At 44.6% G+C, this 23,972-nt stretch carries 22 protein-coding genes; 12 read left to right on the top strand and 10 right to left on the bottom strand.

All coding sequences use genetic code 11. The annotated features are described in order from the left end of the window. Position 1 precedes the first annotated feature (1 nt). From NST47_RS21165 to NST47_RS21155, 3 genes are read right to left on the bottom strand one after another with little or no spacing between them, the layout of a single operon-like run. A complete protein-coding gene (locus NST47_RS21165) occupies positions 2-685 on the bottom strand; it encodes a 3-oxoacid CoA-transferase subunit B (protein ID WP_341156899.1) in 684 nt (227 codons plus the stop codon). Then, the gene (locus NST47_RS21160; RefSeq protein WP_341156898.1) at positions 682-1,380 is read right to left on the bottom strand and encodes a CoA transferase subunit A; all 699 of its coding nucleotides are present in this window, start codon (positions 1,378-1,380) and stop codon (positions 682-684) included. Before NST47_RS21160 ends, NST47_RS21165 begins: the two co-directional genes overlap by 4 nt. A 25-nt stretch (positions 1,381-1,405) precedes the next feature. Further along, positions 1,406-2,359, bottom strand: coding sequence for a peptidyl-alpha-hydroxyglycine alpha-amidating lyase family protein (locus NST47_RS21155; protein ID WP_341156897.1), 954 nt, complete (start codon positions 2,357-2,359; stop codon positions 1,406-1,408). A gap of 360 nt (positions 2,360-2,719) precedes the next feature. Between NST47_RS21155 and NST47_RS21150 the strand changes: the two genes are divergently transcribed. The 5 genes from NST47_RS21150 (at position 2,720) to NST47_RS21130 (ending at position 11,264) form a co-directional block, all read left to right on the top strand. Next, the gene (locus tag NST47_RS21150) at positions 2,720-5,023 is read left to right on the top strand and encodes a helix-turn-helix domain-containing protein (RefSeq protein WP_341156896.1); all 2,304 of its coding nucleotides are present in this window, start codon (positions 2,720-2,722) and stop codon (positions 5,021-5,023) included. Between the two features lie 211 nt (positions 5,024-5,234). Beyond that, on the top strand, positions 5,235-6,200 hold the full coding sequence (locus NST47_RS21145) for an ABC transporter permease (RefSeq protein ID WP_341156895.1): 966 nt from the start codon (positions 5,235-5,237) through the stop codon (positions 6,198-6,200). An 18-nt stretch (positions 6,201-6,218) separates the two neighbouring features. Next, positions 6,219-7,088, top strand: coding sequence for a carbohydrate ABC transporter permease (locus NST47_RS21140; protein WP_341156894.1), 870 nt, complete (start codon positions 6,219-6,221; stop codon positions 7,086-7,088). A 59-nt stretch (positions 7,089-7,147) separates the two neighbouring features. Further along, positions 7,148-8,764 (top strand): extracellular solute-binding protein, encoded by a 1,617-nt coding sequence (locus tag NST47_RS21135; protein WP_341156893.1) that lies wholly within the window; start codon positions 7,148-7,150, stop codon positions 8,762-8,764. Positions 8,765-8,984: 220 nt separating this feature from the next. Continuing rightward, the gene (locus NST47_RS21130; RefSeq protein WP_341156892.1) at positions 8,985-11,264 is read left to right on the top strand and encodes an S-layer homology domain-containing protein; all 2,280 of its coding nucleotides are present in this window, start codon (positions 8,985-8,987) and stop codon (positions 11,262-11,264) included. A 10-nt stretch (positions 11,265-11,274) separates the two neighbouring features. On the opposite strand, the gene NST47_RS21125 is transcribed toward NST47_RS21130, so the two are convergent. Both NST47_RS21125 and NST47_RS21120 read right to left on the bottom strand, forming a co-directional pair. After that, positions 11,275-12,450, bottom strand: a complete 1,176-nt coding sequence (locus NST47_RS21125) for an anti-sigma factor (protein ID WP_341156891.1) — start codon at positions 12,448-12,450, stop codon at positions 11,275-11,277. Further along, entirely contained in the window at positions 12,450-12,947 is a 498-nt protein-coding gene (locus tag NST47_RS21120) for a sigma-70 family RNA polymerase sigma factor (RefSeq protein WP_341156890.1), read from the bottom strand. Before NST47_RS21120 ends, NST47_RS21125 begins: the two co-directional genes overlap by 1 nt. A 336-nt stretch (positions 12,948-13,283) precedes the next feature. Here NST47_RS21120 and NST47_RS21115 point away from each other — a divergent pair, with 336 nt between their 5' ends. Continuing rightward, positions 13,284-14,135 carry an alpha/beta fold hydrolase gene (locus NST47_RS21115; protein WP_341156889.1) on the top strand — a complete coding sequence of 284 codons (852 nt, stop codon included), beginning with the start codon at positions 13,284-13,286 and terminating at the stop codon, positions 14,133-14,135. A gap of 256 nt (positions 14,136-14,391) precedes the next feature. Here NST47_RS21115 and NST47_RS21110 read toward each other — a convergent pair whose 3' ends face one another. Continuing rightward, the gene (locus NST47_RS21110) at positions 14,392-15,087 is read right to left on the bottom strand and encodes an MBL fold metallo-hydrolase (protein ID WP_341156888.1); all 696 of its coding nucleotides are present in this window, start codon (positions 15,085-15,087) and stop codon (positions 14,392-14,394) included. Positions 15,088-15,244: 157 nt separating this feature from the next. Here NST47_RS21110 and NST47_RS21105 point away from each other — a divergent pair, with 157 nt between their 5' ends. Continuing rightward, positions 15,245-15,862 carry a phospholipase D-like domain-containing protein gene (locus NST47_RS21105; protein WP_341156887.1) on the top strand — a complete coding sequence of 206 codons (618 nt, stop codon included), beginning with the start codon at positions 15,245-15,247 and terminating at the stop codon, positions 15,860-15,862. Between the two features lie 73 nt (positions 15,863-15,935). On the opposite strand, the gene NST47_RS21100 is transcribed toward NST47_RS21105, so the two are convergent. Beyond that, the gene (locus tag NST47_RS21100; protein ID WP_341156886.1) at positions 15,936-16,775 is read right to left on the bottom strand and encodes a helix-turn-helix transcriptional regulator; all 840 of its coding nucleotides are present in this window, start codon (positions 16,773-16,775) and stop codon (positions 15,936-15,938) included. Between the two features lie 233 nt (positions 16,776-17,008). Here NST47_RS21100 and NST47_RS21095 point away from each other — a divergent pair, with 233 nt between their 5' ends. Next, positions 17,009-18,031, top strand: a complete 1,023-nt coding sequence (locus NST47_RS21095) for a glycoside hydrolase family protein (protein ID WP_341156885.1) — start codon at positions 17,009-17,011, stop codon at positions 18,029-18,031. Between the two features lie 100 nt (positions 18,032-18,131). On the opposite strand, the gene NST47_RS21090 is transcribed toward NST47_RS21095, so the two are convergent. Continuing rightward, positions 18,132-18,986, bottom strand: coding sequence for an alpha/beta fold hydrolase (locus NST47_RS21090; RefSeq protein ID WP_341156884.1), 855 nt, complete (start codon positions 18,984-18,986; stop codon positions 18,132-18,134). Then, on the bottom strand, positions 18,979-19,557 hold the full coding sequence (locus tag NST47_RS21085; RefSeq protein ID WP_341156883.1) for a PadR family transcriptional regulator: 579 nt from the start codon (positions 19,555-19,557) through the stop codon (positions 18,979-18,981). Before NST47_RS21085 ends, NST47_RS21090 begins: the two co-directional genes overlap by 8 nt. A 189-nt stretch (positions 19,558-19,746) precedes the next feature. Here NST47_RS21085 and NST47_RS21080 point away from each other — a divergent pair, with 189 nt between their 5' ends. Then, positions 19,747-20,529: an arylamine N-acetyltransferase family protein gene (locus tag NST47_RS21080; protein WP_341156882.1), complete on the top strand. Its 783-nt coding sequence runs from the start codon at positions 19,747-19,749 to the stop codon at positions 20,527-20,529. Between the two features lie 214 nt (positions 20,530-20,743). Further along, complete coding sequence (locus NST47_RS21075; protein WP_341159720.1) at positions 20,744-21,397, top strand: M48 family metallopeptidase; 654 nt, start codon at positions 20,744-20,746, stop codon at positions 21,395-21,397. Between the two features lie 78 nt (positions 21,398-21,475). Here NST47_RS21075 and NST47_RS21070 read toward each other — a convergent pair whose 3' ends face one another. Continuing rightward, entirely contained in the window at positions 21,476-22,276 is an 801-nt protein-coding gene (locus NST47_RS21070; RefSeq protein WP_341156881.1) for a DUF2935 domain-containing protein, read from the bottom strand. Between the two features lie 250 nt (positions 22,277-22,526). Here NST47_RS21070 and NST47_RS21065 point away from each other — a divergent pair, with 250 nt between their 5' ends. Next, positions 22,527-23,198: a tetratricopeptide repeat protein gene (locus tag NST47_RS21065; protein WP_341159719.1), complete on the top strand. Its 672-nt coding sequence runs from the start codon at positions 22,527-22,529 to the stop codon at positions 23,196-23,198. Between the two features lie 297 nt (positions 23,199-23,495). Continuing rightward, a complete protein-coding gene (locus NST47_RS21060) occupies positions 23,496-23,951 on the top strand; it encodes a DUF2269 family protein (protein ID WP_341156880.1) in 456 nt (151 codons plus the stop codon). The last annotated feature ends 21 nt before the right edge of the window (positions 23,952-23,972 follow it).

The raw sequence follows: 23,972 nt of genomic DNA, 5'->3' as shown, positions 1-23,972 counted from the left end.
CTTAATAAGCATCTATAATTACGTCCAGATCAACCTGCAGGCTGGGCTCAACCGAAGCGATGATTTGCTCGATTGTGAAGCCTTTTGCAACCTCCCGCAATTTCAGGCCCTCAGCCGTTATATCCAAGACGGCACGCTCTGTAATGATTCGATGGACGACCTCTTTTCCTGTTAACGGCAGCGTGCACTGATTTAAGATCTTGGGCTGACCTTTCTTGGTAAGATGGTCCATGAGGATCACGATTCTCTTGGCCCCCTGTACCAGATCCATGGCCCCGCCCATACCTTTCACCATCACACCAGGAATCATCCAGTTGGCAAGATCCCCTTGCTCAGATACCTCCATCCCTCCAAGAATGGCGAGATCTATATGTCCACCGCGTATCATGGCAAACGACTCACTGCTATCAAAAAATGCTGCTCCTGGAACGGCAGTGACTGTTTCCTTGCCCGCATTAATCAGATCGGGATCAACCTCGTTGTCCGCAGGATACATGCCGATCCCGAGTAGTCCGTTTTCCGATTGCAGCATGACATGTATCCCTGCTGGAATGTAGTCGGCGACAAGGGTAGGGATGCCGATCCCTAAATTGACATAAAAGCCATCGACGATTTCCTTGGCGGCCCGTTTGGCAATTTTCTCGCGTACCGCAGCTTTAACGAGCTGTTCGATATTGTTGTTCAACCCATGACACCTCTTGTTGTAAGACGTTCAATACGTTTTTGCTGTGAGCCTACGGTTAGCATCTGCACATAAATACCTGGTGTGTGGATATGGTTTGCATCCAATTGTCCGACTTCAACGAGCTCTTCCACTTCGGCAATCGTTACTTTTCCCGCAGTCGCCATCATCGGATTAAAGTTTTTGGCTGTTTTATTGTAGACCAGATTGCCGAGACGATCTCCCCTCCAGCCACGAATTAGACTGAAATCCGCCTTCAGTGCATGCTCAAGCAGGTAGCTGCGACCCTCGAATTGCCGAATCTCGCGACCTTCGGCAAGTGGTGTACCTACTCCGGTAGGGGTATAAAATGCGGCTATCCCAGCCCCGCCTGCACGAATGCGTTCGGCCAGTGTCCCTTGGGGGATAAGCTGGACTTCCAGCACGCCTGACAGGAGCTGACGTTCAAATTCTTTGTTTTCACCAACATAGGAGCCGATTATTTTGGTGATCTGCTTATTTCTCAGCAGCAAGCCTAGTCCCCAATCATCGACTCCACAATTGTTGGAGATCACGGTTAGATTGGTAACACCTGAATCTGCCAAAGCCATAATTAAATTTTCCGGAATTCCGACCAGCCCGAATCCCCCAACCATGATCGTGGCTCCGTCAGGTATGGTCTGCACTGCCTCTTGAAATGTGGAAAGCACTGGTTTCATGGTTTGTACCGCTCCTTATCCAAGCTTACAGCCTGCGAAATTTTTGCAAAGCGGGATGCAAATCCTCAGGCGTACTGATTTCGTGGGCTGGCCAGATCACCTCGCCTACATAAATACTGCCTTCCAGATCTACACAAATCGAGTGAGCTGCAAAGAAATTACCCGCTTTCCAGCCTTCAGGACCGCCAATTCTTGTTTTTTCTACACCAGCCATATCAAAGACACGAATTTGTGACCATGGCGGATTGCTGCTTGGCTTGAACAGGACATTGTCGATATACATCCTGTGACCAACCTCGGAAACATAGACAGATCCATCCTTGATACAAATATCGGTAGGGCGGTACAGATTATCCCATATCGCTTTGAGGTTCCCGTCTGTGTCAAATATTTGGATTCGATCGTTCTCGCGATCAGCCACATAGACAAGGTTGTTCTGATCAACCGCGATACCGTGGGGAAGGTGGAGCTGACCGGGTTCGTAGCCAGGCTCTCCCCATGATTTGATAAGCGTACCATCTGCGGAAAACCGATGTACTCGGGCATTGCCATATCCATCACTGACGAAGATGTCGCCGGATGGAGAGGTTGCTGCATTCGTTGGCTTATTGAAGGGACCTGCTCCTTGTGTAACGGTTTTGAAATCTCCGCCTATGCAGCCTGAATCGGAGGATTCGCCAGCCGTTCCAAGCGTCAACAGGAGCTGCCCGTCGGGGGAAAACTTCATAACGATGTTCTGCTTGCTGTCGACACAGTAAACAAAATCATCGGAATCAATAAAGATGCCATGAGGACCGCCAATCAAGCCTTTTCCCCAACCGCCAACATAATGCCCGTCGCTGTTGAAGATCAGCACAGGTACCTCTCCACGCACCAGAGCATACAAATTTCCTTGTGAATTGACGGCTACCCCCGCCACGTTATTTAATACCATTCCATAATCCTGCGGTTCAAACTTAAAAATGGTTTCAGAGCTCATGAGTCGTTCTCCTTTTAAATAATTTTTCGATTCAAAATTTTATGCGCAGCTGCAGTTGCTCTTGCACAGGGTTACGATACCACGCAGTTTTGGTAACAGGCTATAATCAAATTTGTCACAGCGGTTCGAGATAACACACATAGAGATAAGCGATCTGTGCAAGGAGTCAATGATCATTTTTGTACAGATAATCATTTATTGAAAAGAGAGGATTTTTCATGAAGAATGATAAATAATAATTGTGAAATTTTGTTGAGTGTGTAACTATAATAGACAAGACAAATGGATTCAACCCTTCCTATGTCTTGTTCGTACTTGCAGTTAACAGAGGGAAATATGACACAGATGAAGGGAGTAACTATGAAAATACGTTCCTCTAAATACTTGTTGACCATGATTGTGTTTTGTCTTTTGCTGGGTACATTTCCGGTAATTTTAATGGGTATTTTCTCGTACTACAGGTCCTCTCATACCATTCAGGAAAAAGTGAACGCGAGTAATATGCAGGTTCTGCTCCAAACCCAAATAGGTGTTGAGCAAGTGTTGAAGAGTGTGGACCGTTCACTGATGTATTTCGTTGACTCTCCTGATGTCAATGAAGCCATGACGCTAGAGATGAAACCTAAGGACTTTGAAAAATTAATGGGTCTAAATATTCAACTTGGAAAGCTTCAAGCCTTTGATTTAGGTGTACAGGATGTCTCGCTTATGAATATTTCCAAACAATGGATTTATAACAATTACGGATTTTACAGACTGAGCGAGAGTGACAATAAAGCCAAATACGAAGCTACTATCGGGCTGCCTCAGCCATCGATGTGGGTTAGTGAGCTGGATTTTGGTCCTGATGGTGATTTGGTATATTCCGATAAGTTTTTTAATGAACAAGCCGTTAATCTGATCAAAAAAATTCCCATTAATTCAATGTCTCCTATCGGTATTGCTATCGCGAAGGTGCCGCTTGAGTTTCTGAGTAAATTGATTTCCCGGAGTGACGGAATCGGGGAGGTTATGATTCTGGATGATCATTTCCATGTTCTGGCCAATAACCATAACCATGCCAATTTGGTTCAAGCCGGATATATCAAAAAGATTATGAGTGAAAATCAGCAAACGGGAAACTTCAATACGAAATTGGATGATGATAATGTAAGCGTTATCTACCGAAAGTCAAGCTACAATGGATGGTATTATGTTTCCATTATGTCCATTGAAGACATTACCAAGGATTCCAAGGCTGTGGGTTGGTATTTGCTTTTTATTTGTATGGGGATTTTGGTGGTCATTTCGATTGTTTCATTCATTGGTTCGCGCAAAATGTATAACCCGATTTTCAATCTTTATCAAGCTATCATGGGTTCAGGGCCGACCATGAAGGTGAGCAATGAATTTAAATTCATCGGAGAACAGATACAATTACTAGTAACCAATCAGTCGAAAATGGCCAATCAGATCCAAACCCAATTGCAGCAGTTAAAAGTATTTTTCACCTTAAAGCTGATTCAAGGGGATGCGGATCAGCAGGAAACGGAAGATAAATTAAAGCTGTATGGATATCCTGTACCTCCACGTTGGATGATTATTCTTGTTTTGCAAATCGATACGACAGAAAAAACGAAATGGAGCAGTATCGACCGAGAGCTGACGATGTTTGCCATCAATAATATTATCAGTGAGCTATTAGTCAAGGAGTGTGTCATCCATCCGATTATAGTCAATGATTTTCAGGTCACCATAATCGGCGGCGAGCAGGAGACCTATGAGCAATTCAAAAATGATATCTACACGCTTGCAGAGCATATTCAAAAAACGGTAAAAGAATACTTGGAGCTGCAGATTAGCATTGGTATCAGTCGAACTTTTCATGAATTCGAGCATACCCATCGAGCATTTAACGAAGGTGTAGAGGCCTTGAAATACCAGATCAGGTTAGGCTACAATGTGATTCTGTTCAATGAAGATGTTCAACCTGGACCTAATATGCAGCTTTTACTTCCCGTTCGGATTCAGTATGAATTGATTGATGCCGTAAAATCGATCGATTATGACAAAGTGAAAGAATCGCTTCATCAGTTCATGGAAGAGGTATTTAAATTAAAGATGAGTTATCTGGAATATCAGATTCCTGTGGCGCGATTGCTTACGGACCTTGTGCGAATCGTACAGGATTCGGGGGAATCGTACAGTATTTTATTTCAGGGACAAAAATCGTTATTTGACCAGTTGTTTGAACTAAAAACAGCACATGATATTGAGCAATGGCTCAGCAGTGTCGTTATCGAGCCTATCATGCACATGCTGCAGGATAAAAGTGAAAATCAATATAAAAAGATATCTGGAGTTGTCCTGAGGATGATCGAGGAGGAGTTTGATACAGATTTGACCATTGAGGAATGTGCTGTTCGGTTAAATTATCATCCAAGCTATATCCGCCGTGTTTTTCTCAAAGAGATTGGAGAGAACTTCGGTGAATATTTGACCCAGTACAGAATCAATATGGCTAAGAAGTGGTTAATGGACACCGATATGAAGGTATTGGATATTGCCAATAGATTAAGATACAACAATTCGCAAAACTTTATCCGCAGCTTCAGGAAGCTCGAAGGCATAACGCCCGGGCAATACAGGGAGATTCGAAAACGGAAAATGGATGGGGTTAGATGAGGGAGGGGGCCGAATCCATGGCTCCTTTTTTCGATGTCATGGGGTGTCATGATTATCTGTTTATAAATGATTATAGCTGCTATTCCGCGTATGGTTTTCCCATGATTCCGGCTGGGCTGTGGGCTGTGTCATAATTGATTATAGCCTGTTACAAAAACGACATGATATGTTGTAGATGCGGACGCAGCAATAAACTTCGGAGGGGTCGATCATGAATCATGTTAATGGGAATGCCGTAGCAGTAGCTTCTAGGAACCATGCAGCGAGAAAAAAGAGTGTTTTCCGCAAAAAATTATTTAAAGAAAGATGGCTGTATCTCATGCTGGTGCCTGGCATTTTGTATTTTCTTACATTTAAGTATGCACCCATGTTTGGATTGGTCATGGCTTTTCAAAATTATCAGCCTTTTTTAGGGTTTTTCAAAAGTGAATGGGTTGGTTTTCAGCATTTTCAACGTTTTTTTACTGATCCGGCTTTCTGGATGCTATTTAAAAATACCATTACGCTGGGTTTATTAAACATCATTTTCTTTTTTCCTTTGCCTATCATCTTAGCTTTAATGCTTAACGAGCTGAGGTGGATAAGCTACAGGCGTGTCGTTCAAACGTTGGTATACATTCCCCATTTTGTTTCCTGGGTTGTGGTATCGTCACTGACCTATACCATTTTCACCACAGAAGGAGGGCTTGCAAACGAGCTGCTGGTATCCATGGGGTTTGATAAAATCAATCCTTTGATGACCTTGACAGGATTCCGTCCGATGATTGTACTTCAATTCATCTGGAAGGAAACGGGATGGGGAACCATCATCTTCCTGGCGGCAATCGCCAGCGTCAATCCTGAGCTCTATAAAGCGGCCGAAGTGGATGGGGCAGGGAGATGGCGAAAGCTATGGCATATTACGCTCCCATCCATACGCAGCACTATCGTGATTTTATTAATATTAAGGCTTGGAACCTTCTTGGATACGGGGTTCGAGCAGTTGCTGCTTATGATCAATACGATGAACCGGGAGCTGGGAGAAGTATTCGATACCTATGTATACCAGATGGGGATAGTGGGTGGCCAGTTCAGCTATACGGCAGCGGTTGGACTCTTCAAATCCGTTGCGGCGCTGCTGTTGATTGTCATATCCAATACCATTGCCAAATGGTTTGGAGAGGAAGGTATTTATTAAGTTAGGGGCGTGAAAGTATTGCGCAGTCAAAGCAGATATGGGAGTCATGCATTTGATATACTGAATATTGTTGTCCTTGGACTTGTCTCTTTATTAACGGTTTTGCCTTTTATTCATATCGTTGTGGCATCGTTTACACCACCGGAAATTTTGGCAAAAAGTGATTTTGTGCTTTTTCCAAGTCGATTGTCGCTGGAAGGGTATGCATATGTTTTTTCTACAAATGTGGTGATCAGAAGCTTAATTGTGTCGACTTTTATAACCATTGTAGGAACCTTTTTTAGTGTGATCATGGCCGTTTTAATGGCTTATCCGCTGGCCCACAAAGGATTGACTGGAAGAAAATTGCTGATGCTTATGGTTATTTTCACTATCATGTTTAATGGCGGTCTCGTTCCTACCTATATCATCGTGCAAAAGCTGCATTTATTAAATACCTATATGTCGTTAATTTTGCCGGGAGCTATTAGTGTGTTCAGCCTTGTTATATTCAAGAGTTACTTTCAGGAGCTGCCAGCGGAGCTTGAAGAATCTGCCAAATTGGACGGTTATAATGATTTGATGATCTTGTTTAAAATTATTTTGCCTTCCTCCAAACCCTTGCTGGCGACTTTTACGGTCATGTTTGGCGTAACGTATTGGAACACATGGTTTAATGCCGTCATTTATTTGAATGACCCAAAAATGTGGCCAGTTCAATTAGTATTAAGGCAAGTGATGAGTTCATCCTCCCAGATCGGGGATATGGTGGAGAGTGCATCGCTCATCCAGCCCAAAACGATTCAGATGTGTGTGATTACGATAGCAACCTTTCCGATCCTGTGTGCTTATCCGTTTTTGCAAAAATATTTTTCGCAGGGGATGCTGCTCGGTTCGGTTAAAGGATAGCTATGAACAAGGCATCGCGTATAAGCTTTATTACATGAACTTAAACGGGGGAAGAATCCATGAACGTTAATAATCGGTTGACATCATCAGCCATAGTTTCTTCAGTTATATTGTCCTTGCTGGCGGGCTGCAGTACAGGCAACACAAACACGACTCCAATTGCCACAACTCCAAGCACAACCACTCCTGAGGGGACCGCCAAACAAGCACCAACCAAGTTCAGCATGATGCTGCCTTTGTATAATACAGAAGCTCCAGCTGCGGACAGCCCCTTAATTAAAAAGGTCGAGGAATTCGCCAATGTCAAGCTGGATTTGAATTTTGTCCCTTCTGCTAATTATAACGATAGGGTGAATATATCCATTGCATCCAATGAACTGCCGCAGGCTATAACCATACTGGATATGAAGTCGCCTACCTTCGTTAACGCAGTCCGCTCAGGGATGTTCTGGGATGTTACAAGCTATTTGAAGTCGATGCCGACATTTGCCAAAAATTACGATCCTAAGCTGATCGCTAATGCACTTACCGACGGTAAAAATTATGGACTACCTCGAGGACGGCCTATGGCTCGCAATGCCATTATCTTTCGTAAAGATTGGCTAGACAAGCTTGGCTTACAGAAACCAACGAATATCGATGAACTATACAATGTAATTAAAGCATTCGCGACCAAAGATCCCGACGGAAACGGCAAGGATGATACCGCAGGTCTGCTGATGGGAGTTGACGGCAGCGGGAACATAGCCGGATACGCTTTTGATGTCATCGTTTGTATGTTTGGAGGAGGCAACAACTGGGAACTTAAGGATGGAAAAGTAGTGCCGACCTTTATGTCTGAGCCTTACATGAATGCATTGAAGTGGGTTAAAAAGCTGTATGACGAGAAGCTATTGAATCAGGATTTCGCCATCGTGAAAGGTTCGGAACAAGTATTTGAGTTAATTGATAAAGAGCGCGGAGGGATGTACATTAACAACTTCTCCGATGCAGCGGACAGGCAGGATAATCTGGTCAAGCTGGTTCAGCAGCGGAACCCCGCTTTGGCTGGCAAGAGCATTGCCGATGCCAAAATGGATTTGATCGATACGGCTTATTTGATCAAATCCACGGATGGTACTGTGAGGAGTCCGGCACAGCCAGGATTTAATGGGGTGCTCGCATTTCCAAAGACTAGTGTAAAAACAGAAGCCGAACTGAAAGCCATTTTAACCGCTTTTGATAAATTGGATACACCCGAAGGACAGGCATTAATTAAATGGGGGATCGAAGGAACCCATTATACGAATCAAAACGGGGTTCCTACAGTGGTAGGAAACACAGCGCTGGTTTCCAAGGAAGTCAACACGGTCTGGCAAATGTTTTTGACCAATCAGGTCGTGGACAGATCCTCTATTCAAGGTAAATCATCGCCAATGACTGAGAAAATATTGAAAGAACAGGAAGACAACCTGAAGAACATTGTTGTGGATGTATCCGTTCCACTCTTATCGGCGACTGTATCCACCAATGGTACGGAGTTGACCAAAATTATTAATACGGCCAGAATTAAATACATCACTGGTGTTATTGATGATGAAGGGTGGAAGCAAGCCATCGATCAATGGAGAAAGACTGGCGGAGATAAAGTCATTCAAGAGTATACGGAAGCAAGAGCAAAGCTGGACGGAAAGTGACCAGACCCATTTTATTTCAAAAAAGAAGAATGACCATTTCACAGTGGTTAATTCTTCTTTTTTCTTGATAGTACTGCCCATGATGATAATCCCGAATAAACCTGCATAATAGGAGACTTCCTGCATATGTATATACTGCTTTTTTGCTACTTTTGTAGAATATACTTGCACAATCAAATATGCTACTGTAGAAATGTCTGAGGAGAGGGTGAGATCCATAATGTGGAAGCATGGATGGTATATTCAAAGGGGAATGGTATTCGGTATAACCGTATTATCTTGCTTATTCGGCACATTAGAATCTCAGGTTCACGCTATACCGATTACCAACCTGACAACCCCCGTTATTGACAATTTCCCCCGGATTCAACCTGATCTGCTCATCCTTCCAAATACAAATCTGGGAAATGTCAGCTTAATGTGGGACTATCCAGCTGCGGACCTTATTGATCCTAAAGGTTCACCGGTAGTGGCAGCGGACGGTACAGTCTATCTGGGATATAACCAGTTTGTATTTACGGGCTTTGTCGGTATGGTATCCGCCGTCACACGCGAAGGTAAGAGTAAATGGAATAACTTGACCTCAGATCAACTTCTGGGTTCTCCCACAGTAGGCCCGGATGGCACCCTTTACATGGGAGTTGGCAGTGTAAAATATAATGAAGGTAAATTTATTGCAATGAACCCTGACGGAACGCTAAAATGGTCGGCTTCCATAGGTCTCGTGGATGCCAAGCCCGTGTTTGGATCAGATGGCACCATATACGTGGCTGCCAAGGATGGAACGCTGTATGCGCTTCATTCAAGCGACGGAACCAAGCTATGGTCATCCAAGGTTGGGTTCAAGTCCACCGCTTACATGGCCATAGGCAAGGACGGCACAATCTTTTTGGGCAATGAGAGCAACGTTTTATTCGCGGTTAAGCCCAATGGCAGTATCAAATGGACGTACCAAGCTGAGGGACTAGTCAATACCGTTCCTGCACTGGGGGCGGACGGCACCATCTATCTCGGTGCTGCTGACAGCAAGCTGTATGCGATCAGCCCGAGCGGAACGAAACAATCGGAGTACACTTTTGGAGGGAATCCATTTTCTCCTGTGATTGGCTCGGATGGTACGATCTATACCGGGGCCTCGGATCAAACCGTGTATGCACTACAGCCAAATTTGACACTTAAATGGAAAACTGTTTTCAACAATGCGATAACGCCGACCGTCATCGGTCCGAATGGATCCATTCATTTGCTAACGGCTAGTGGCATGGTTCATGCCTTGAATCCTTCCGACGGCAGCACACAGTGGAGGTATGGCATCAGTACCCCTGACATGGCTCTCGCTCCGACTATTGGAGAGGACGGTACTGTGTATGCAAGTGGAATGAAAAAGGCGAAATTGAACCTGTACGCTTTGCGGGTCAAAGTCAATGGGATAACCTTGAATAAGACTCAAGCAACGCTGCAGACGGGCGCAAGTGAAAGCTTATCGGCTGCGCTGTCCCCGAACAATGCACCTAATAAGAATGTCATATGGAGCAGCAGCAAGAATGGAGTAGCTTCCGTGGACAACGAAGGCAATGTAACAGCTGTCTCGTCCGGTACGGCAACGATAACTGCCCGGACAGAGGACGGAGGACTATCCGCCACATGCGAGGTTACTGTAACCAATCCTGCAGGAACCATCGAGGTGCAAAGCATTAGTATCCAGCCTGCCGAGTTGTCCGTCAAGGTGGGGCACAACGGGAAGCTCAAGGGAAGCGTGCTGCCAGGCAGCGCATCCAATCAAGGGCTGCTCTGGAGCAGCAGCAATCCTGGCATCGCCCAGGTAAACGACTCAGGCCAGGTGACGGGGATTGCACCTGGAAGGGCAAGCATTACCGCGAAGACGGTTGACGGAGGTTTTACAGCTGCGAGTCAGATTACCGTACTGCAGGGAACGATGACGGCGCCGGGCTCGGATGCATTCACCGACATCGAGGGACACTGGGCGAGTGAGGAGATTGCGCGGGCTTATGAACTCCATATAACAAACGGCTATCCGGATTTTACGTTTCGGCCGAATGACAGCATCACCCGTGCTGAATTCGTAGTCATGCTGATGAACGGACTAAAGCCAGAGCTGCAGCCATATGATTTGGGATTTATTGACAGTGATAAGATCGGCATATGGGCGCAGACATCTACTTCTCAGGCTGTACAGCTTGGTATCGTTAGCGGCTATCCGGATGGTACATTCCGACCAGAGGCCAATATTACGCATGCCGAGATGGCTGCTATGGTATTCAAGGCTTTGGGAATTCCACTATCAGCCGTTACAACAACAAGCTATTCGGATGATAGCGACATTCCTGAATGGGCCAGAGGCGCCGTGTCTACTGTAGAGAAGACGGGCATTATTATCGTGGGTGGCAAAACCACCGGTCCGTTCGCCCCAACCGATCTATCTACCCGCGCAGAAGCGGCAGCTTGGATCGTAAAGATGATGGATATCAAGAAAAAATAGTAAATCATTGTCACCGATTATTCCAATTCCACCAGCGGACTTCGCCCACACGGATGCTGGACACCCACTGCTCCTCTTTAAGCTTTAACAGTTCTTTGGTAGGTCCGGTCACAACCACTCCGTAAAGCTTCACTCCGTTAGCCTCCAAATAAGTGATGGTTGGCTCGAGTGGAAGCCATGGAGCAAGGCGATTGGTAATCGTAGGATATTTTTGCAGTAAATGCAGAGTATCCAGGAAATTTTTGTCGCGTACCGATCCGTCTCCATAAGTTTGGATGCCTGGTGAGATAGAGCTTTCCATGACAGTCTTGCCGAACCAGCCTCGCTTTTCTTCAGAACGGCTTGTCACCTGCATATCTTCAGCATGCCAAAGCGGATATGCGGGAAAGCCAACCGGATTCATCACCAATTCTGCGACACCGAGCTTTCTCTCTTGGCCAGTGTAGGCGGCAAACCAAACAGGTGTCATATTTTTACCATTAAATTTCTGTAGAAGCTCATCGGTTGTATACCTCTTATCCAATGACACAAAAGCTTCGGTAACCGTACCCTCAGGCAGCTTCTCAAGTGTTGCCCAGTCCTGATTACTGCTAGCCGCATCTGACCCGGAAAGTAGAAACAGACTGGTGTTGGAGTTATTTCTTTCAGAATGCCATGTGGTTTGCTCTCCCATAGGCCAGCCCAACACAAACTTTAGTTGAAAATCTCCGACAGAAACCTCTGAATCGCCAATTTTCTTTTTCATATTACCTTTGTAATCCATAGTGAAATAGGCGTTTGAATTGCTTCCTCCACTTACGGTGAGGTTAGGACGGGTGAGGGCAATCGCAGATGACACAACATCCTGGTATAGACTTGATCGCTTGCCCAATCCATAAAAAAGTCCAGTCAATATCGCACTGATGAGGGTAAACGTGATCAAGATTCCAATAGCAGTCAAGGCAGTTTGAATTCTTGCCCGCCACTTACTTCTGCGCAGCAGGGAAGCTTCTTTGATTGGTGTGGAAGCCTTATAGGCACTACCTTCTATCAGCGGATGACGATCTTCATCATTCCCCATAAGCTCACCAAGAAAAGCTTGGTAGGCTTCCATCTTTTCAAGCTCAAGCTCGAATTGCTCCTTGTCCCTGCCCGTTAATTTACCGTCCGCATAGTCTTGTAATTGACGCTTGAAATCATCACTCATCATGAACCCTGCCTTTCATTGTGTTGTCTGACGACTTGTCTTGCGCGGTACAAAAGTATTTTGAAATGAGATAAGCGGATTTCCATAATTTCTGCAGCTTCGCGGTACGATAGCTCATGAAAGTCGTGCAGCAGTATAGCTTGCTTTTGATTGACCGGCAGTGTGGATATGGCATCTCCAATGTGCCCCCATAGCTCCTTCTTCAATAGCAGCTCATCAGGAGTTTGAGGTTCTGATAGCTGCATGAAAAACTCTGTCCCTGTGGGTATACTTCGTTGTTCTTTTCGATAATAATCCACGAAAACGTTGTAAGCGACCCTGAATAACCACGGCTTAATTTTATCATCCTTACAGTTGTCCAGATACAAATAAGCTCGGTAAAAGGTTTCCTGCACCAAATCTTCCGCGGCATGATGATCTCGGCAGAGGGAGATTAAATACCGATAGACGTCCTTTACATACGATTGATACATGCTGTCGAGCGTGTGTCGCTTCATGCCTTCCCCCCTCAACCTATACACGTTTGAATTGGGTAAAGGTTACAAATGAATTGATAGGATGACTTGCTTGGAATCTAAATGATATCCTACAGAGGGTTGTTGGTGCTAGTCAGCAAACCATAACCAGCAGAAATATGGTATAATGGATGCGGGTTACAAACCCTTTTTCTAATATGAATCCGGGGAGTGCTTATCGTGATTATCAAATTCATTCGTTTACGTTAATTTGAAGTACAGTTTATCTAGACTCATCCATTTTTTGGTAATGTGCTGAGGCTTATTTAAGTGTACATTTTTTCATGTAAACACAATCGAATGAAAAGAGGAATCAATATGAGCGAACAACTAATTAGAGTAAACGGAATTGATATATGTGCGGAAAGCTTTGGGGATTCTCACAATCCAGCGGTTTTACTGATCATGGGTGCCATGTGTTCGATGGTGTATTGGGATGATGAATTTTGCCAACAATTGGCGGAGACAGGACGGTACGTGATTCGATATGATAACCGGGATGTTGGACGTTCCACGGTGTATGCTCCTGGAAGTTCAAATTATACGGTCGCTGACATGGCCGAAGATGCTGTTGGGTTGCTTGATGCATACCACATTGAACAAGCACACCTTGTCGGGATGTCATTAGGCGGTATGATTGCTCAGGTTATGGCAATACGCTATCCTCACAAGGTGCACACCTTGACATTGATCGCATCGAGTATTTTCGAATCTGACAATAAGCGGGAGCTACCTCCAATGGATGAGCGGATACTTGCGTATCATGCTAATGGAGCCAGTTTGGACTGGTCAGATGAAGATAGGGTTGCCGATTATTTGGTTGCAGGTTCAAGCTTGCTGTGTGGTCCCAAACATAAATTTGAAGAAAAGAGAGCTTACAAGCAGGTCAGAAAAGAAATAAAACGAGCAAGGAACCTGCTCAGCATGTTCAATCATGCACTGCTTCAAGACGATGCTTCTTTTGAGGGGAAGCTACAAAGCATCGAAGCACCTGCACTGGTTATCCATGGTACAGCCGATACAGTGCTTCCATTGGAGCATGGTCTGGCTCTAGCCAATGAACTTCCCCATGCATCGCTGCTTTCCCTCGAAGGGACGGGTCACGAAATTCACCCGGACGATTGGGAACGCATAATTAATGCCATTAAGAATCATACTCGGGTCGTGTAGGCTTGACGGATCTCATTAGCTAAATAGCCATACAATCCCAGAAGGGCTGCTATCGGTATAACCGAATAAGCAGCCCTTCATTTTGGAATATGAGTGTACAGTTATGGGATAGTCCGCTCAAATGATAAAGGATTTATCGATGTTTCAATTGGATGACTAGCCCATCATACGCTACTTGTATGCCAGCCGGTGTAAAAATTTCCGTCAAGTCCTCATGCAATAAGCCGGCATTATGAGAAAAGTGGGTCACCACGACCTAGGCTCCCGGTTTCAGGACGTTGTTGTCTTCCATCCATGTTTTCGTTTCAAATACAGCTTCGACGTTCATATGATTGCTCCTGTTCGAGCTGTAGCCTGTTGTACATTCCAAGATAACGAGATCAAGCTGTTTATCCTTCAGCCAATTCCAGGTTTGTTCAGGGAACCAACCACTGTCATTGCCGTACAGTATCGTTGTACCCTCCTTATCAATGTAATAGAGCAGGCAAGTTTCACGAGGATCATGATCCGCAAGCAGAGGAACGATGGTCGCGGTCTGCGTCTTGATCGATTCGAAGGGATTAACCCCGTGGAATTTGTAGTTGTGGGACAGACCGTTTAATGCAAGCTGACAGCGTTGAAAGGGGAGTTCGTGACCATAGACATGTATAGGTTTATTCCCAAACTGTGCGTAGCCCTCAGCGCGAATCGCCATATCCTCAGCATACAAGTGATCGGAGTGGGAGTGTGTGATCAGCAGATCCTGCACGTTGTTCATATCCATTCCATATTTTAGCGAGTGATACAATGTATCAGGCGGAAAATCAACCTTCAGCACTTCATCGATCATAACTGATGTTCGTGTCCGAATGTTATACCCCCCTCGTTCACGAGCTTGATGACAGGTGGAGCATTGGAAAAAAAGTGACGGAATCCCTTCATACGCGGCGGTACCCAGAAAATGCACTTTCATTAGGTTGCTCCTCCTTAGGAATAAGAATTTGTCCCAGTCCCGAATGAATAAATGATAAAGTACCTGATATAGTTGATTCGGGATCGAGGGTATTTTTTGTTTGCATGCTATTACCTGCCATGTGATAATATTGCTATAAACTTCATAGAGGTGAATGATGAAAAAAGTTATCGGACGTATTACATTAGTGTGTATTATCGTGATAGCAGGCTACTCCACAGTAAAGGCTTCTGTAAAGTCAGATCTAAGTAAACCTGCTCAAGGGGTAACTCAAACGGCCGCAGTAACAACAGGGCAGTCGGTGGGCGAATATTACTTCACTCGTGCTGATCAGCATCCGGATAAAGCGTTGATCGATATCATTAATGCTGCCAGCCAGACATTGGACATAGCCATATATAGCTTGACTCATCCAGATATAGTGGCAGCGATCAAAGGGGCTAAAGATCGAAGCGTAGCAGTTCGGATCATCACAGACAAGGTTCAATCCGATGGCAAAGTACAGGGCGAAGCTATGAAAATACTGGGCAGCGCCGGTGTCCCGATGAAGGTTAACAAGCACAGCGGGCTCATGCATCTTAAAATGTCAGTTGTCGATAAGAAGGTGGCAACTACGGGATCATTTAACTACTCCAAAGCAGCCAGTACGATGAATGATGAAGTATTAATGGTTATGCGTAACGATGAGGTTGCCAAATCCTTCACAGAGCAATTTGAACAGATGTGGAATGACACGAAGGGATTTGAAACGATCGAGAAGAAAATTGCGCAATAAGCACATGACTATAACCCTCTATCATTAGATTGAGGGCTATTTGTAAATCAATTAATTGAAAGGTTAATGCCGGTTAAGTTATGGAGCGCTCAGAAATAACGGCATAAAAAGAAGCGCGGTATTTCGCCGGGGGTATCCCAAAATGTTTGCGGAACAGACGAAAAAAATAGTTCATATCGGGGATGCCTACAATAGAGCTTATTTCCCGCAAGGACAATTCAGAGTGCTCCAGCAGATCTCTGGCCTTCAACATCCGAATTCTGTTCAAGTATTGGAGAGGCGTTAAGTCGGTATGCTTCTTCAAACATTTGGACAAGTAATCGATGGAAAAATTTAATTTTTGTGACATCTCCTCAAGGCGGAAAGGTTTGTCTATATGGTCATTCAGATAGATGATAATGTCGTCGCATATTTGTTGACTGTGGTGATTATGTGAAGTTTTCGACATTTTCTGAAGCATCGTGAGCAATTGTCCAAATAGAGCTTGAAGAGGGAGCATCTGTTCAAGGACGGAGAGGTTGCGAAGTTCTATCATCTCGTCCAGAAGCGACCAAATCTGACTTGTGTTCAGTTCCTTGAATTTAGGGATATACATGAACTGTTCCTGCGGTTCAAGGTCGCGGTATGTGGTGATGGGTAGAACGGAATGCCAACGGATCTCTTCGGGGTGCACGAGTCGGTGAGCAGAATGATGTTGAAAATGCAGGTAATAAATCAACGTGTCCTCCCTGCAGGCGAGATGGCCATAGTGCAGCTTGCCTGGTTCCAGAACAAGCATCTGATTTTCCTTAATTTCGTAAGGAATCCCGTCTTCATTCATATATAAGGTGCCGTATCGGACGAAAATGATATCGTACAGTGAGAATATGCGTTCATAATGTTGATATGACTTGGGAAACTTGACTTTGCTCACCGTGACCAGGACGGGAAGAGGAGGAATTGACAGCTCCAGACATGACATGGGGACGCAACCTTTCCATTCGTTTATGTAACATAAGTATAACGGCTGAATGGGACCCTCGCAACATACTATAGTTTGATTTTGTACTTAATTTGAATGATTTTCTGAATAGTAAAGCATTTGAAGAGAATCTATAATGGAAGGAGAGCATGGCCCTGTCGGGCTGGAATGGAGTGAAAATAGTAATGACCACAAACTTATATGAACGGTTGCTGCCAGCACCGAGAGACGGTGGATTTGAAATGACAGGATATTGGATTTGGTGCGGCTCGGTAGTCCAGAGTGAAGACGGACGCTTCCATATGTTCGCCTCCCGTTGGCCCAAGCATCTTCCTATGCATCCGGGCTGGTTGGCACATTCGGAAGTGGTGCGAGCCGATTCCGATACGCCTGAAGGTCCTTACAGCTTTCAAGAGGTCGTACTGCCAGCCAGAGGCGCACAATATTGGGACGGCCGCAGTACTCATAATCCGCATATCGTTAAACATGGAAGTAAATATCTCCTGTATTACATGGGTACAACTTATCCGTTCCCCGATGTTGCACCAGGCGAAAAATACGACTTGGATGATGCTCGTTGTATCGTGGCCAGAGCCAACAAACGGATCGGCTTGGCCACAGCGGACAGTGTAGAAGGACCTTGGGAGAGACTGGACAAGCCAATTCTAGATGTCCGGCCTGATAAATTCGACAGCTATCTGACATCCAATCCGGCTCCTTGTGTACACGAAGATGGCTCTGTACTGCTCATTTACAAATCCAGAGCTTATAAGGGACATACCTTTAGCGATATGGCTCTTGGGGCAGCGTGGGCGGATCATTACACAGGTCCTTACCGTGCTATGAGCGAGGAACCGATTTTCCCGCCTTCAGATATTCACCTTGAAGATCCCTTCGTATGGAAAACCGAAGACGGTTATGAGATGATAGCCAAAGATATGAACGGAAGTGTGGGCGGAGAAAAGCACGGAGGTATTCATGCCCATTCCCGGGACGGTATGAATTGGCAAATCGCTGAAAATCCTAAAGCTTATTCACGGCAAGTAACCTGGGATGACGGAACAACAAGGCGTATGGGCAATTTCGAAAGGCCGTTCCTGTTGTTCCAGAATGGGAAAGCGACTCATTTGTTTGCAGCTACGGCAGACGGAGACGGGAATTTCGGTGGTCGGAACACTTGGAACATGGTGATTCCTATTAAAGAATGATTGAGCAGATGATAAACGCTGACGGAGTGAGTAGCTCACTTCGACGGCGTTTTTTTGCCTGTTTTCCAGGAGGCAAGGATTGTGCGCATTGCTGCTCCATTTATTGATTAAGGATTAGCTTGGAATCTAACCAAGGACGTACGATGGGCAGGACGTTGGCCGCTTGCATAGCTTGGGTGTGATCAAGCCCGTCAACAATATGAACATCCCAGCCGAGAGCTTCCATTTCGCTGCGCTTGTTAATGAGTGGTCCAACGATGTCCACCTGTACGTCGCCCCAACGTTTGCCATAATCGATTTTGTCAGCAGCTCCTGCAAAGCAACAGCGAGGACATATTAGTTGTGCTTGAGCTGCTCTATCGTTAAAATTTTGCAATTCCTGGTAGAGGGTGACGAACTGCTTGGTCTGAGCTTCACTCATCGTTACCTCAACATTCGACCAATCATATTCATCCGAAGTTTGTTGGGGGTGATTAGAGGGCTCTTGAGCTGAAATAGACATTTCATGAGTCGCCATAGTAACTCTTAACATCTCTTGATAGGGACCGTCAATAGGAGGGAAACCGCCCATAATGAGCGCAGTCAGTCGATCCGTTCGAAGGGCTAGCTGCAGCCCACTAAGAGCAAGCCATGAGTAACCATAATAGGCGAATCGATCAGCTTCGACTGAGTCCGCTATGGCGAGAAGATCGCGTGTGATATTGGTCGGTGTTAATGTATTGGGTTTAGGTGTCTTGAGGACATGACCTTCATAGTCAAAAGCAATTACACGATATTGATCACTAAGACCGTCTATAAGTGACCGGCCCAGAGCCGGATCGACTCCCCACTTTCGCATTTCCTTGGCTTTTGCTCCTTCAACTGGCTGGGGATTTACCGGAAGCAATAAGCTTGGACCCTTTCCGTGAACCTCCACGTCGATCCTATGTCCATCATGTAGTTTTGCTTTAAGCATGTTGATTTCCCTCCAGTTCAGATTCATTTTTAAAAAGATAATTTCCTGCTTTGAGAGAATGCCGGAGCTTTTGAGTGGCTGCCATTGCATATTCAAAGTATCCAATCCACATGCCCACTAGCTCAGGGTGCTTGGAAGGATCGGACGGAATGGACTCCGTGGGTAATGTCTTCAAGAACGTATCTATTTCTTTGAGTGAGTCAAGACGTTCCTCCAAGAGCGCAATCACATGTTGACGAGGAAGCATTTCCATAAACGCGATCCCAGCAGCCAATAACTGAAAATCGTTGCTCTTGAGTGCTGCTTCCAGTAATGATATAAACTCAGTCTTACCTTGCTCCGTTAATGTATATTCCGTACGGGCTGGTCCCAGCTTAACACTATCCCCCGAAGCTTCGGCTTGTATCATTTCCTGTGCCTCAAGTTTTTCTAAAGCGTGGTAAATAGAGCCTGGTTTTACACTTGTCCATGTTTCGGCCCGCCATGAAGTAATTTCTCTGTAAACACCATAACCATGAGTGATTCCCTGACGCAAAATGGTTCCTAAAACAAGCAATCTTACGGATGACATCGTAGGCAAACTCCTTCCTCGTAATGGAACTTGGAACTTCATTGTAATGGTTTTAATTTCATCTAGTCAAGTTTGAATAGTCGATCACTTCAAGACGAAAAGAGCCCGTACGAAGGAATCAGAGTTCACAGGCACGAATAAGTTAGTTAGGTATCAGATTAATGAACGAGGCTGGAGGGACTATTCACAATGACTGAGTTGAATGAATTATTTCGTCAAAGACTTGGCATTCCGGACCATACAAAACTGACATTTGACATATTGGACTACATTCTTGAAAAAACAGCAACAGCCATTCCTTTCGAAAATTTAAATATCATTTCAAATACAACAAAAGCTATTACCAGAGAAAATCTGATTAACAAAATTCTCATAAAAAATGAAGGGGGATTATGTTATCAATTAAATCCTCTGCTTTATTATTTCTTAGTAGAGAATGGGTTTCATGGCGTATTGGTTCGTGCAGAAGTATACAATCAGACAACGAATGACTGGTCCAATCTTGGAAGAACTCATGTAGCCATTCTGTTACAGCATGAAGGTCAGACTTACCTCGTTGATACTGGATTTGGCGGAAACCTGCCACTGCAACCTCTGCCGCTAAATGGAGAACTGATTTCCTCTATGAATGGAGAATTTCGGGTCAAAGCAGTGGAAAGTGAATATGGGGACTATATATTTGAATATAAACTAAAATATAAGGATACCGAATGGAAAATAGGCTATGCTTTTGATACGAAACGAATTGTAGAGGATGTGTCTGAATTAAATGAAGTACAAGGAATTATCCTAGAGCATAAAGACTCGCGTTTTAACAAAATCTCACTGATTACCCAGCTTATAAGTGATGGAAATGTAACGTTAACTGATACTTCTTTTACTCAATGGATTGATGGAAATTGTACAAAAGAACAGATTGACAGCGTTAGATTCAAAGAGCTGGCCAAACTACATTTTGGATTTAATGAATGATGAGCTGGCGTTAGCCCCAGATACCAGCTAGTTGTTCGCAGGCAGTTCCCCCTTGGACGAGGGTAGGACTGTTTTTTTGTTATTCTCAATGCTCCTTACGTGACGATATATTGACATTTTGACTAAACTGTCTTATGGTGTTGTGCAATACTGACATACCGTTAGAATTGTGATGGATGGTTCCAACTATAACCTTATAGAAAGAATGTTTCTGATGAAAATAGAATTTGAAAATAATAGTATTGACTTTAATGTGCAGTATGGACATACAAAAAAGATCTCGATTCGGATAGATTCTTTAGGTTTCATAACAGTTAAAGCTCCCAATGATACAAGCAAGGAGGTTATCCTTAGTACTGTTGAACATCATGCCAAATGGATACTAGAGAAAAAGTCCAACATTGCTGATGCACGACAAACACCTAAAGAAAGAAAATATCAAGATGCGGGGAAGTTTCTGCATTTGGGCAAAGAATATTTTCTTCATGAATTAATAGAGACTGGTGATTTGACTGAAGACATACTCAAGAAAAATCTCAAGAAATTTTATTTCTCGAGCTGTGAGAGGATTGTGCGAGAGCGAATTGTCAGTTATCAAAACCAGCTGAGGGTAAAACCCAAAACCATCGAGATCGTAGAGTCCAAAACCAAGTGGGGCAGCTGCAGCTCGGATAAAAAGCTGACCTTTAATTATCGTCTGGCCATGGCACCGATTGAAGTTATCGATTATGTGATCATTCATGAACTGTGCCATCTGATCCATATGAACCATGACAGATCTTTTTGGAGACGTGTTGGAAGTATCATGCCGGATTATAAAGTAAAGCAAGAGTATCTAGCCCGATATGGGGGTTTTATGACATGTTGAAAATTACCTGTCGGCAAACGGAGGTTAATCATTCAAGGAGGAGCATATAATCCCTATGGCGACCTTTTTGTATAATTCTCACCGTTCCACTCGAGGTGTGGTTGGATTACAGTCTGGTACAGAAATTTCTCCGGATTGTGCGAGCTTGTTCAAATAATAGCATTCCTCCCGGTACATATGATCAGGAAGCAGCGGATTCAAGCTGCCAAGCAGCTCTCCTTTTAGATCAAGCAGCTCCAATTCTTTTAGGAAAGCCATAAACAAGGTCAATTCCAGGTTGATGTCCCGATGAAACCGGACAAACGACGGATACTGTTGTCGCATCGTTCGCAAATAACCGGCCAGTTCAATAGCTTTTAAATAAAATTCATTAAAATGCTGCTCGAACATTTTGCTTTTGGCGATCAATGGTCTCTCCACGAAGTCCAGCTCGGTTGCGATGGCTGAAGAATGAAAAGCGGCATCAGACAGCCACAACAGATCATGGTGCAGGGGTGGGTAATGCGGAACGGGTTTGCCTGCCAGCAGTTCGTCGAGAATACGAATATATGCCTCTAACTCATTTACCATATGATTCAGGAAGGAAGGCGTTATACCGATTTTGACGGCGCCTAGCAGGGATCTTTCCAGCAAGCTTAATTTAAAGGCACGCAAGCTGACTGCGGCTTGATGAGCGGCATGATTCAGCTCCGAAAGCTGCGCAGAATCCAGCGACCCGCGGGATCGCTCTAGCAGCAGATCAAAATGGTGAATAAATTGTTCCGAAGCTGCGATATCCTTGATTTCCACAGGGTATAACGTGTTATGAATAAACCGGGAATGGTCTCCCAGAATTTGCAGCCAAAATTGATGCTCGAATTGCTCTTCCCGATCCGGCATAGGCAGTCAGCTCCTCATAGTTCATTTGTTTCAAGTGTATGAGGGCCATCCTGAGGCTATTCATATTAGGGCTGGTTGCAAGGCTTGTAAATAACAGGGTCAGTGGCTATTATCCGGTTTAAGATAGGTATGCAGGGCAAGCAGGCTGTAAAGAAATAAACATTTGTGCTATATTGGAATCAACTGGAAGAAAGGCAAGGAAGCTTCAGATGAGATATAATGTTATGTTGAGCAAGGAGGTTGAGTTATGTTGAGCAAAATTGTTTTGTTCGTTGCACTGACATGGCTGACCGGAAGTCCGATTGTAGCCATTATTGTATTGCTAATTATATTTTATGTATTGGAACGACGTTTTATCGGATTGTCGCCAAGTATTGTCAAGCCGTTAAAGCGGGCAAGAAAGCTTTCCAGACTTCGCCAGGAGCTGCGGCTAAGCCCCCATCAAACCTCCGCCAAGCTCGATATGGCACGAATATGGATCGAGCAGCGGAAATATACACAGGCGTATGAATTATTGCTCCAGATTACCGAGGTGATGTCGGATTCGGCAGAGGTACGGGCTGATCTGGGCATTTGTGAACTAAAGCTTGGGCATTTGCAGCAAGGCGAGCAAAGCTTACAACATGCATTGGAATTAAATCCACGCGTTAAGTATGGTGAGCCCTATCTGCGTTTGGCTGAAGCCTGGGCCGAACAGGACCCCCATAAAGCCATCACCTATTTGCAGCAGTTTCAGAGCGTCAATTCCTCCTCATGCGAAGCTTATTATCGGCTTGGACAGCTGTACACCCAACTTGACCGCAAAGTGGATGCACGCGAGGCTTACCGGGCAACGGTTGAACTATACCGTGGGCTTCCCAGGTATAAACGGCGCTTCGAACGGCGCTGGGTTGTGCTGGCAAAGCTAAAGGGGTTTGCTTAATAGCCGAGCTTGAAGGTATAGCAGAATAGTAAAACGAACCCTATGTCTCGTAGAACCACAGCAATCAATTAATCAACGATGCTTTGTTTATAGCAGCTGAGAATGAGCTTGAGTGCATTCTCGGCTTTTTTGCGTTCAAATTAACGAGAGTGTAATTAATTACCATTTTATTCCATATAACTACTACCTTTCTACTACTATAGTATACTACCGCTGCCATTGTTCGGATGATAAATTAAAGAGGTTCTAGGATGACGCGTCTGCTGAACGAAAGATGGAGCTTGGGAGTGGATAGAAATGCAATGGCTTATTGTCATTCACGTGGTGTCTGCGATTATCGGCATTGGGCCGACGTTTTTCGGTCATATATTATTCAGGAGAAGACAGCAGGAGGAGCAGCTTCGTCAGTCGCTGGCATTATTTCAGCTGCTCAACTTGTTCCCGAAAATAGGCGGTTCAATTGCTGTTGTATCGGGTGTGGTGCTCGTGGCCTTATCAGGCTGGAAATTCTCGGATTTATGGATATGGATTTCTCTCGTTTTGTATGTACTCATTCAGGTGGTTGCGGTAGGTCTGCTTACTCCAGTAGTGAATCAATTAAAGCAGGTACTGGATGGTGAGAAAGAAAGGTCAACTGCTATGGACGTTTCAACGGATGCAGCCATACTCCTTACAAAAGCCAATCGACTTTACAACACCGCTTCTTTTCTGGGTTTCGTATTAATTCTTCTAATGATTATAAAACCAATGTGACAGAAGATCTGCAGCTTATTT

This window comes from Paenibacillus sp. FSL H8-0034 (genome assembly GCF_038000305.1).
In the GTDB taxonomy this organism is placed as follows: domain Bacteria; phylum Bacillota; class Bacilli; order Paenibacillales; family NBRC-103111; genus Paenibacillus_S.
Note: the sequence above shows the minus strand (reverse complement) of the source record. Positions and strands in the feature narration are given on the sequence as shown.

Bases quoted from the DNA above. Each gene is read 5' to 3' on its own strand.
- NST47_RS21160 (WP_341156898.1), bottom strand. From the start codon at position 1,380: ATGAAACCAGTGCTTTCCACATTTCAAGAGGCAGTGCAGACCATACCT.
- NST47_RS21155 (WP_341156897.1), bottom strand. From the start codon at position 2,359: ATGAGCTCTGAAACCATTTTTAAGTTTGAACCGCAGGATTATGGAATG.
- NST47_RS21150 (WP_341156896.1), top strand. From the start codon at position 2,720: ATGAAAATACGTTCCTCTAAATACTTGTTGACCATGATTGTGTTTTGT.
- NST47_RS21145 (WP_341156895.1), top strand. From the start codon at position 5,235: ATGAATCATGTTAATGGGAATGCCGTAGCAGTAGCTTCTAGGAACCAT.
- NST47_RS21135 (WP_341156893.1), top strand. From the start codon at position 7,148: ATGAACGTTAATAATCGGTTGACATCATCAGCCATAGTTTCTTCAGTT.
- NST47_RS21130 (WP_341156892.1), top strand. From the start codon at position 8,985: ATGTGGAAGCATGGATGGTATATTCAAAGGGGAATGGTATTCGGTATA.
- NST47_RS21125 (WP_341156891.1), bottom strand. From the start codon at position 12,450: ATGAGTGATGATTTCAAGCGTCAATTACAAGACTATGCGGACGGTAAA.
- NST47_RS21120 (WP_341156890.1), bottom strand. From the start codon at position 12,947: ATGAAGCGACACACGCTCGACAGCATGTATCAATCGTATGTAAAGGAC.
- NST47_RS21115 (WP_341156889.1), top strand. From the start codon at position 13,284: ATGAGCGAACAACTAATTAGAGTAAACGGAATTGATATATGTGCGGAA.
- NST47_RS21110 (WP_341156888.1), bottom strand. From the start codon at position 15,087: ATGAAAGTGCATTTTCTGGGTACCGCCGCGTATGAAGGGATTCCGTCA.
- NST47_RS21105 (WP_341156887.1), top strand. From the start codon at position 15,245: ATGAAAAAAGTTATCGGACGTATTACATTAGTGTGTATTATCGTGATA.
- NST47_RS21095 (WP_341156885.1), top strand. From the start codon at position 17,009: ATGACCACAAACTTATATGAACGGTTGCTGCCAGCACCGAGAGACGGT.
- NST47_RS21090 (WP_341156884.1), bottom strand. From the start codon at position 18,986: ATGCTTAAAGCAAAACTACATGATGGACATAGGATCGACGTGGAGGTT.
- NST47_RS21085 (WP_341156883.1), bottom strand. From the start codon at position 19,557: ATGTCATCCGTAAGATTGCTTGTTTTAGGAACCATTTTGCGTCAGGGA.
- NST47_RS21080 (WP_341156882.1), top strand. From the start codon at position 19,747: ATGACTGAGTTGAATGAATTATTTCGTCAAAGACTTGGCATTCCGGAC.
- NST47_RS21075 (WP_341159720.1), top strand. From the start codon at position 20,744: ATGAAAATAGAATTTGAAAATAATAGTATTGACTTTAATGTGCAGTAT.
- NST47_RS21070 (WP_341156881.1), bottom strand. From the start codon at position 22,276: ATGCCGGATCGGGAAGAGCAATTCGAGCATCAATTTTGGCTGCAAATT.
- NST47_RS21060 (WP_341156880.1), top strand. From the start codon at position 23,496: ATGCAATGGCTTATTGTCATTCACGTGGTGTCTGCGATTATCGGCATT.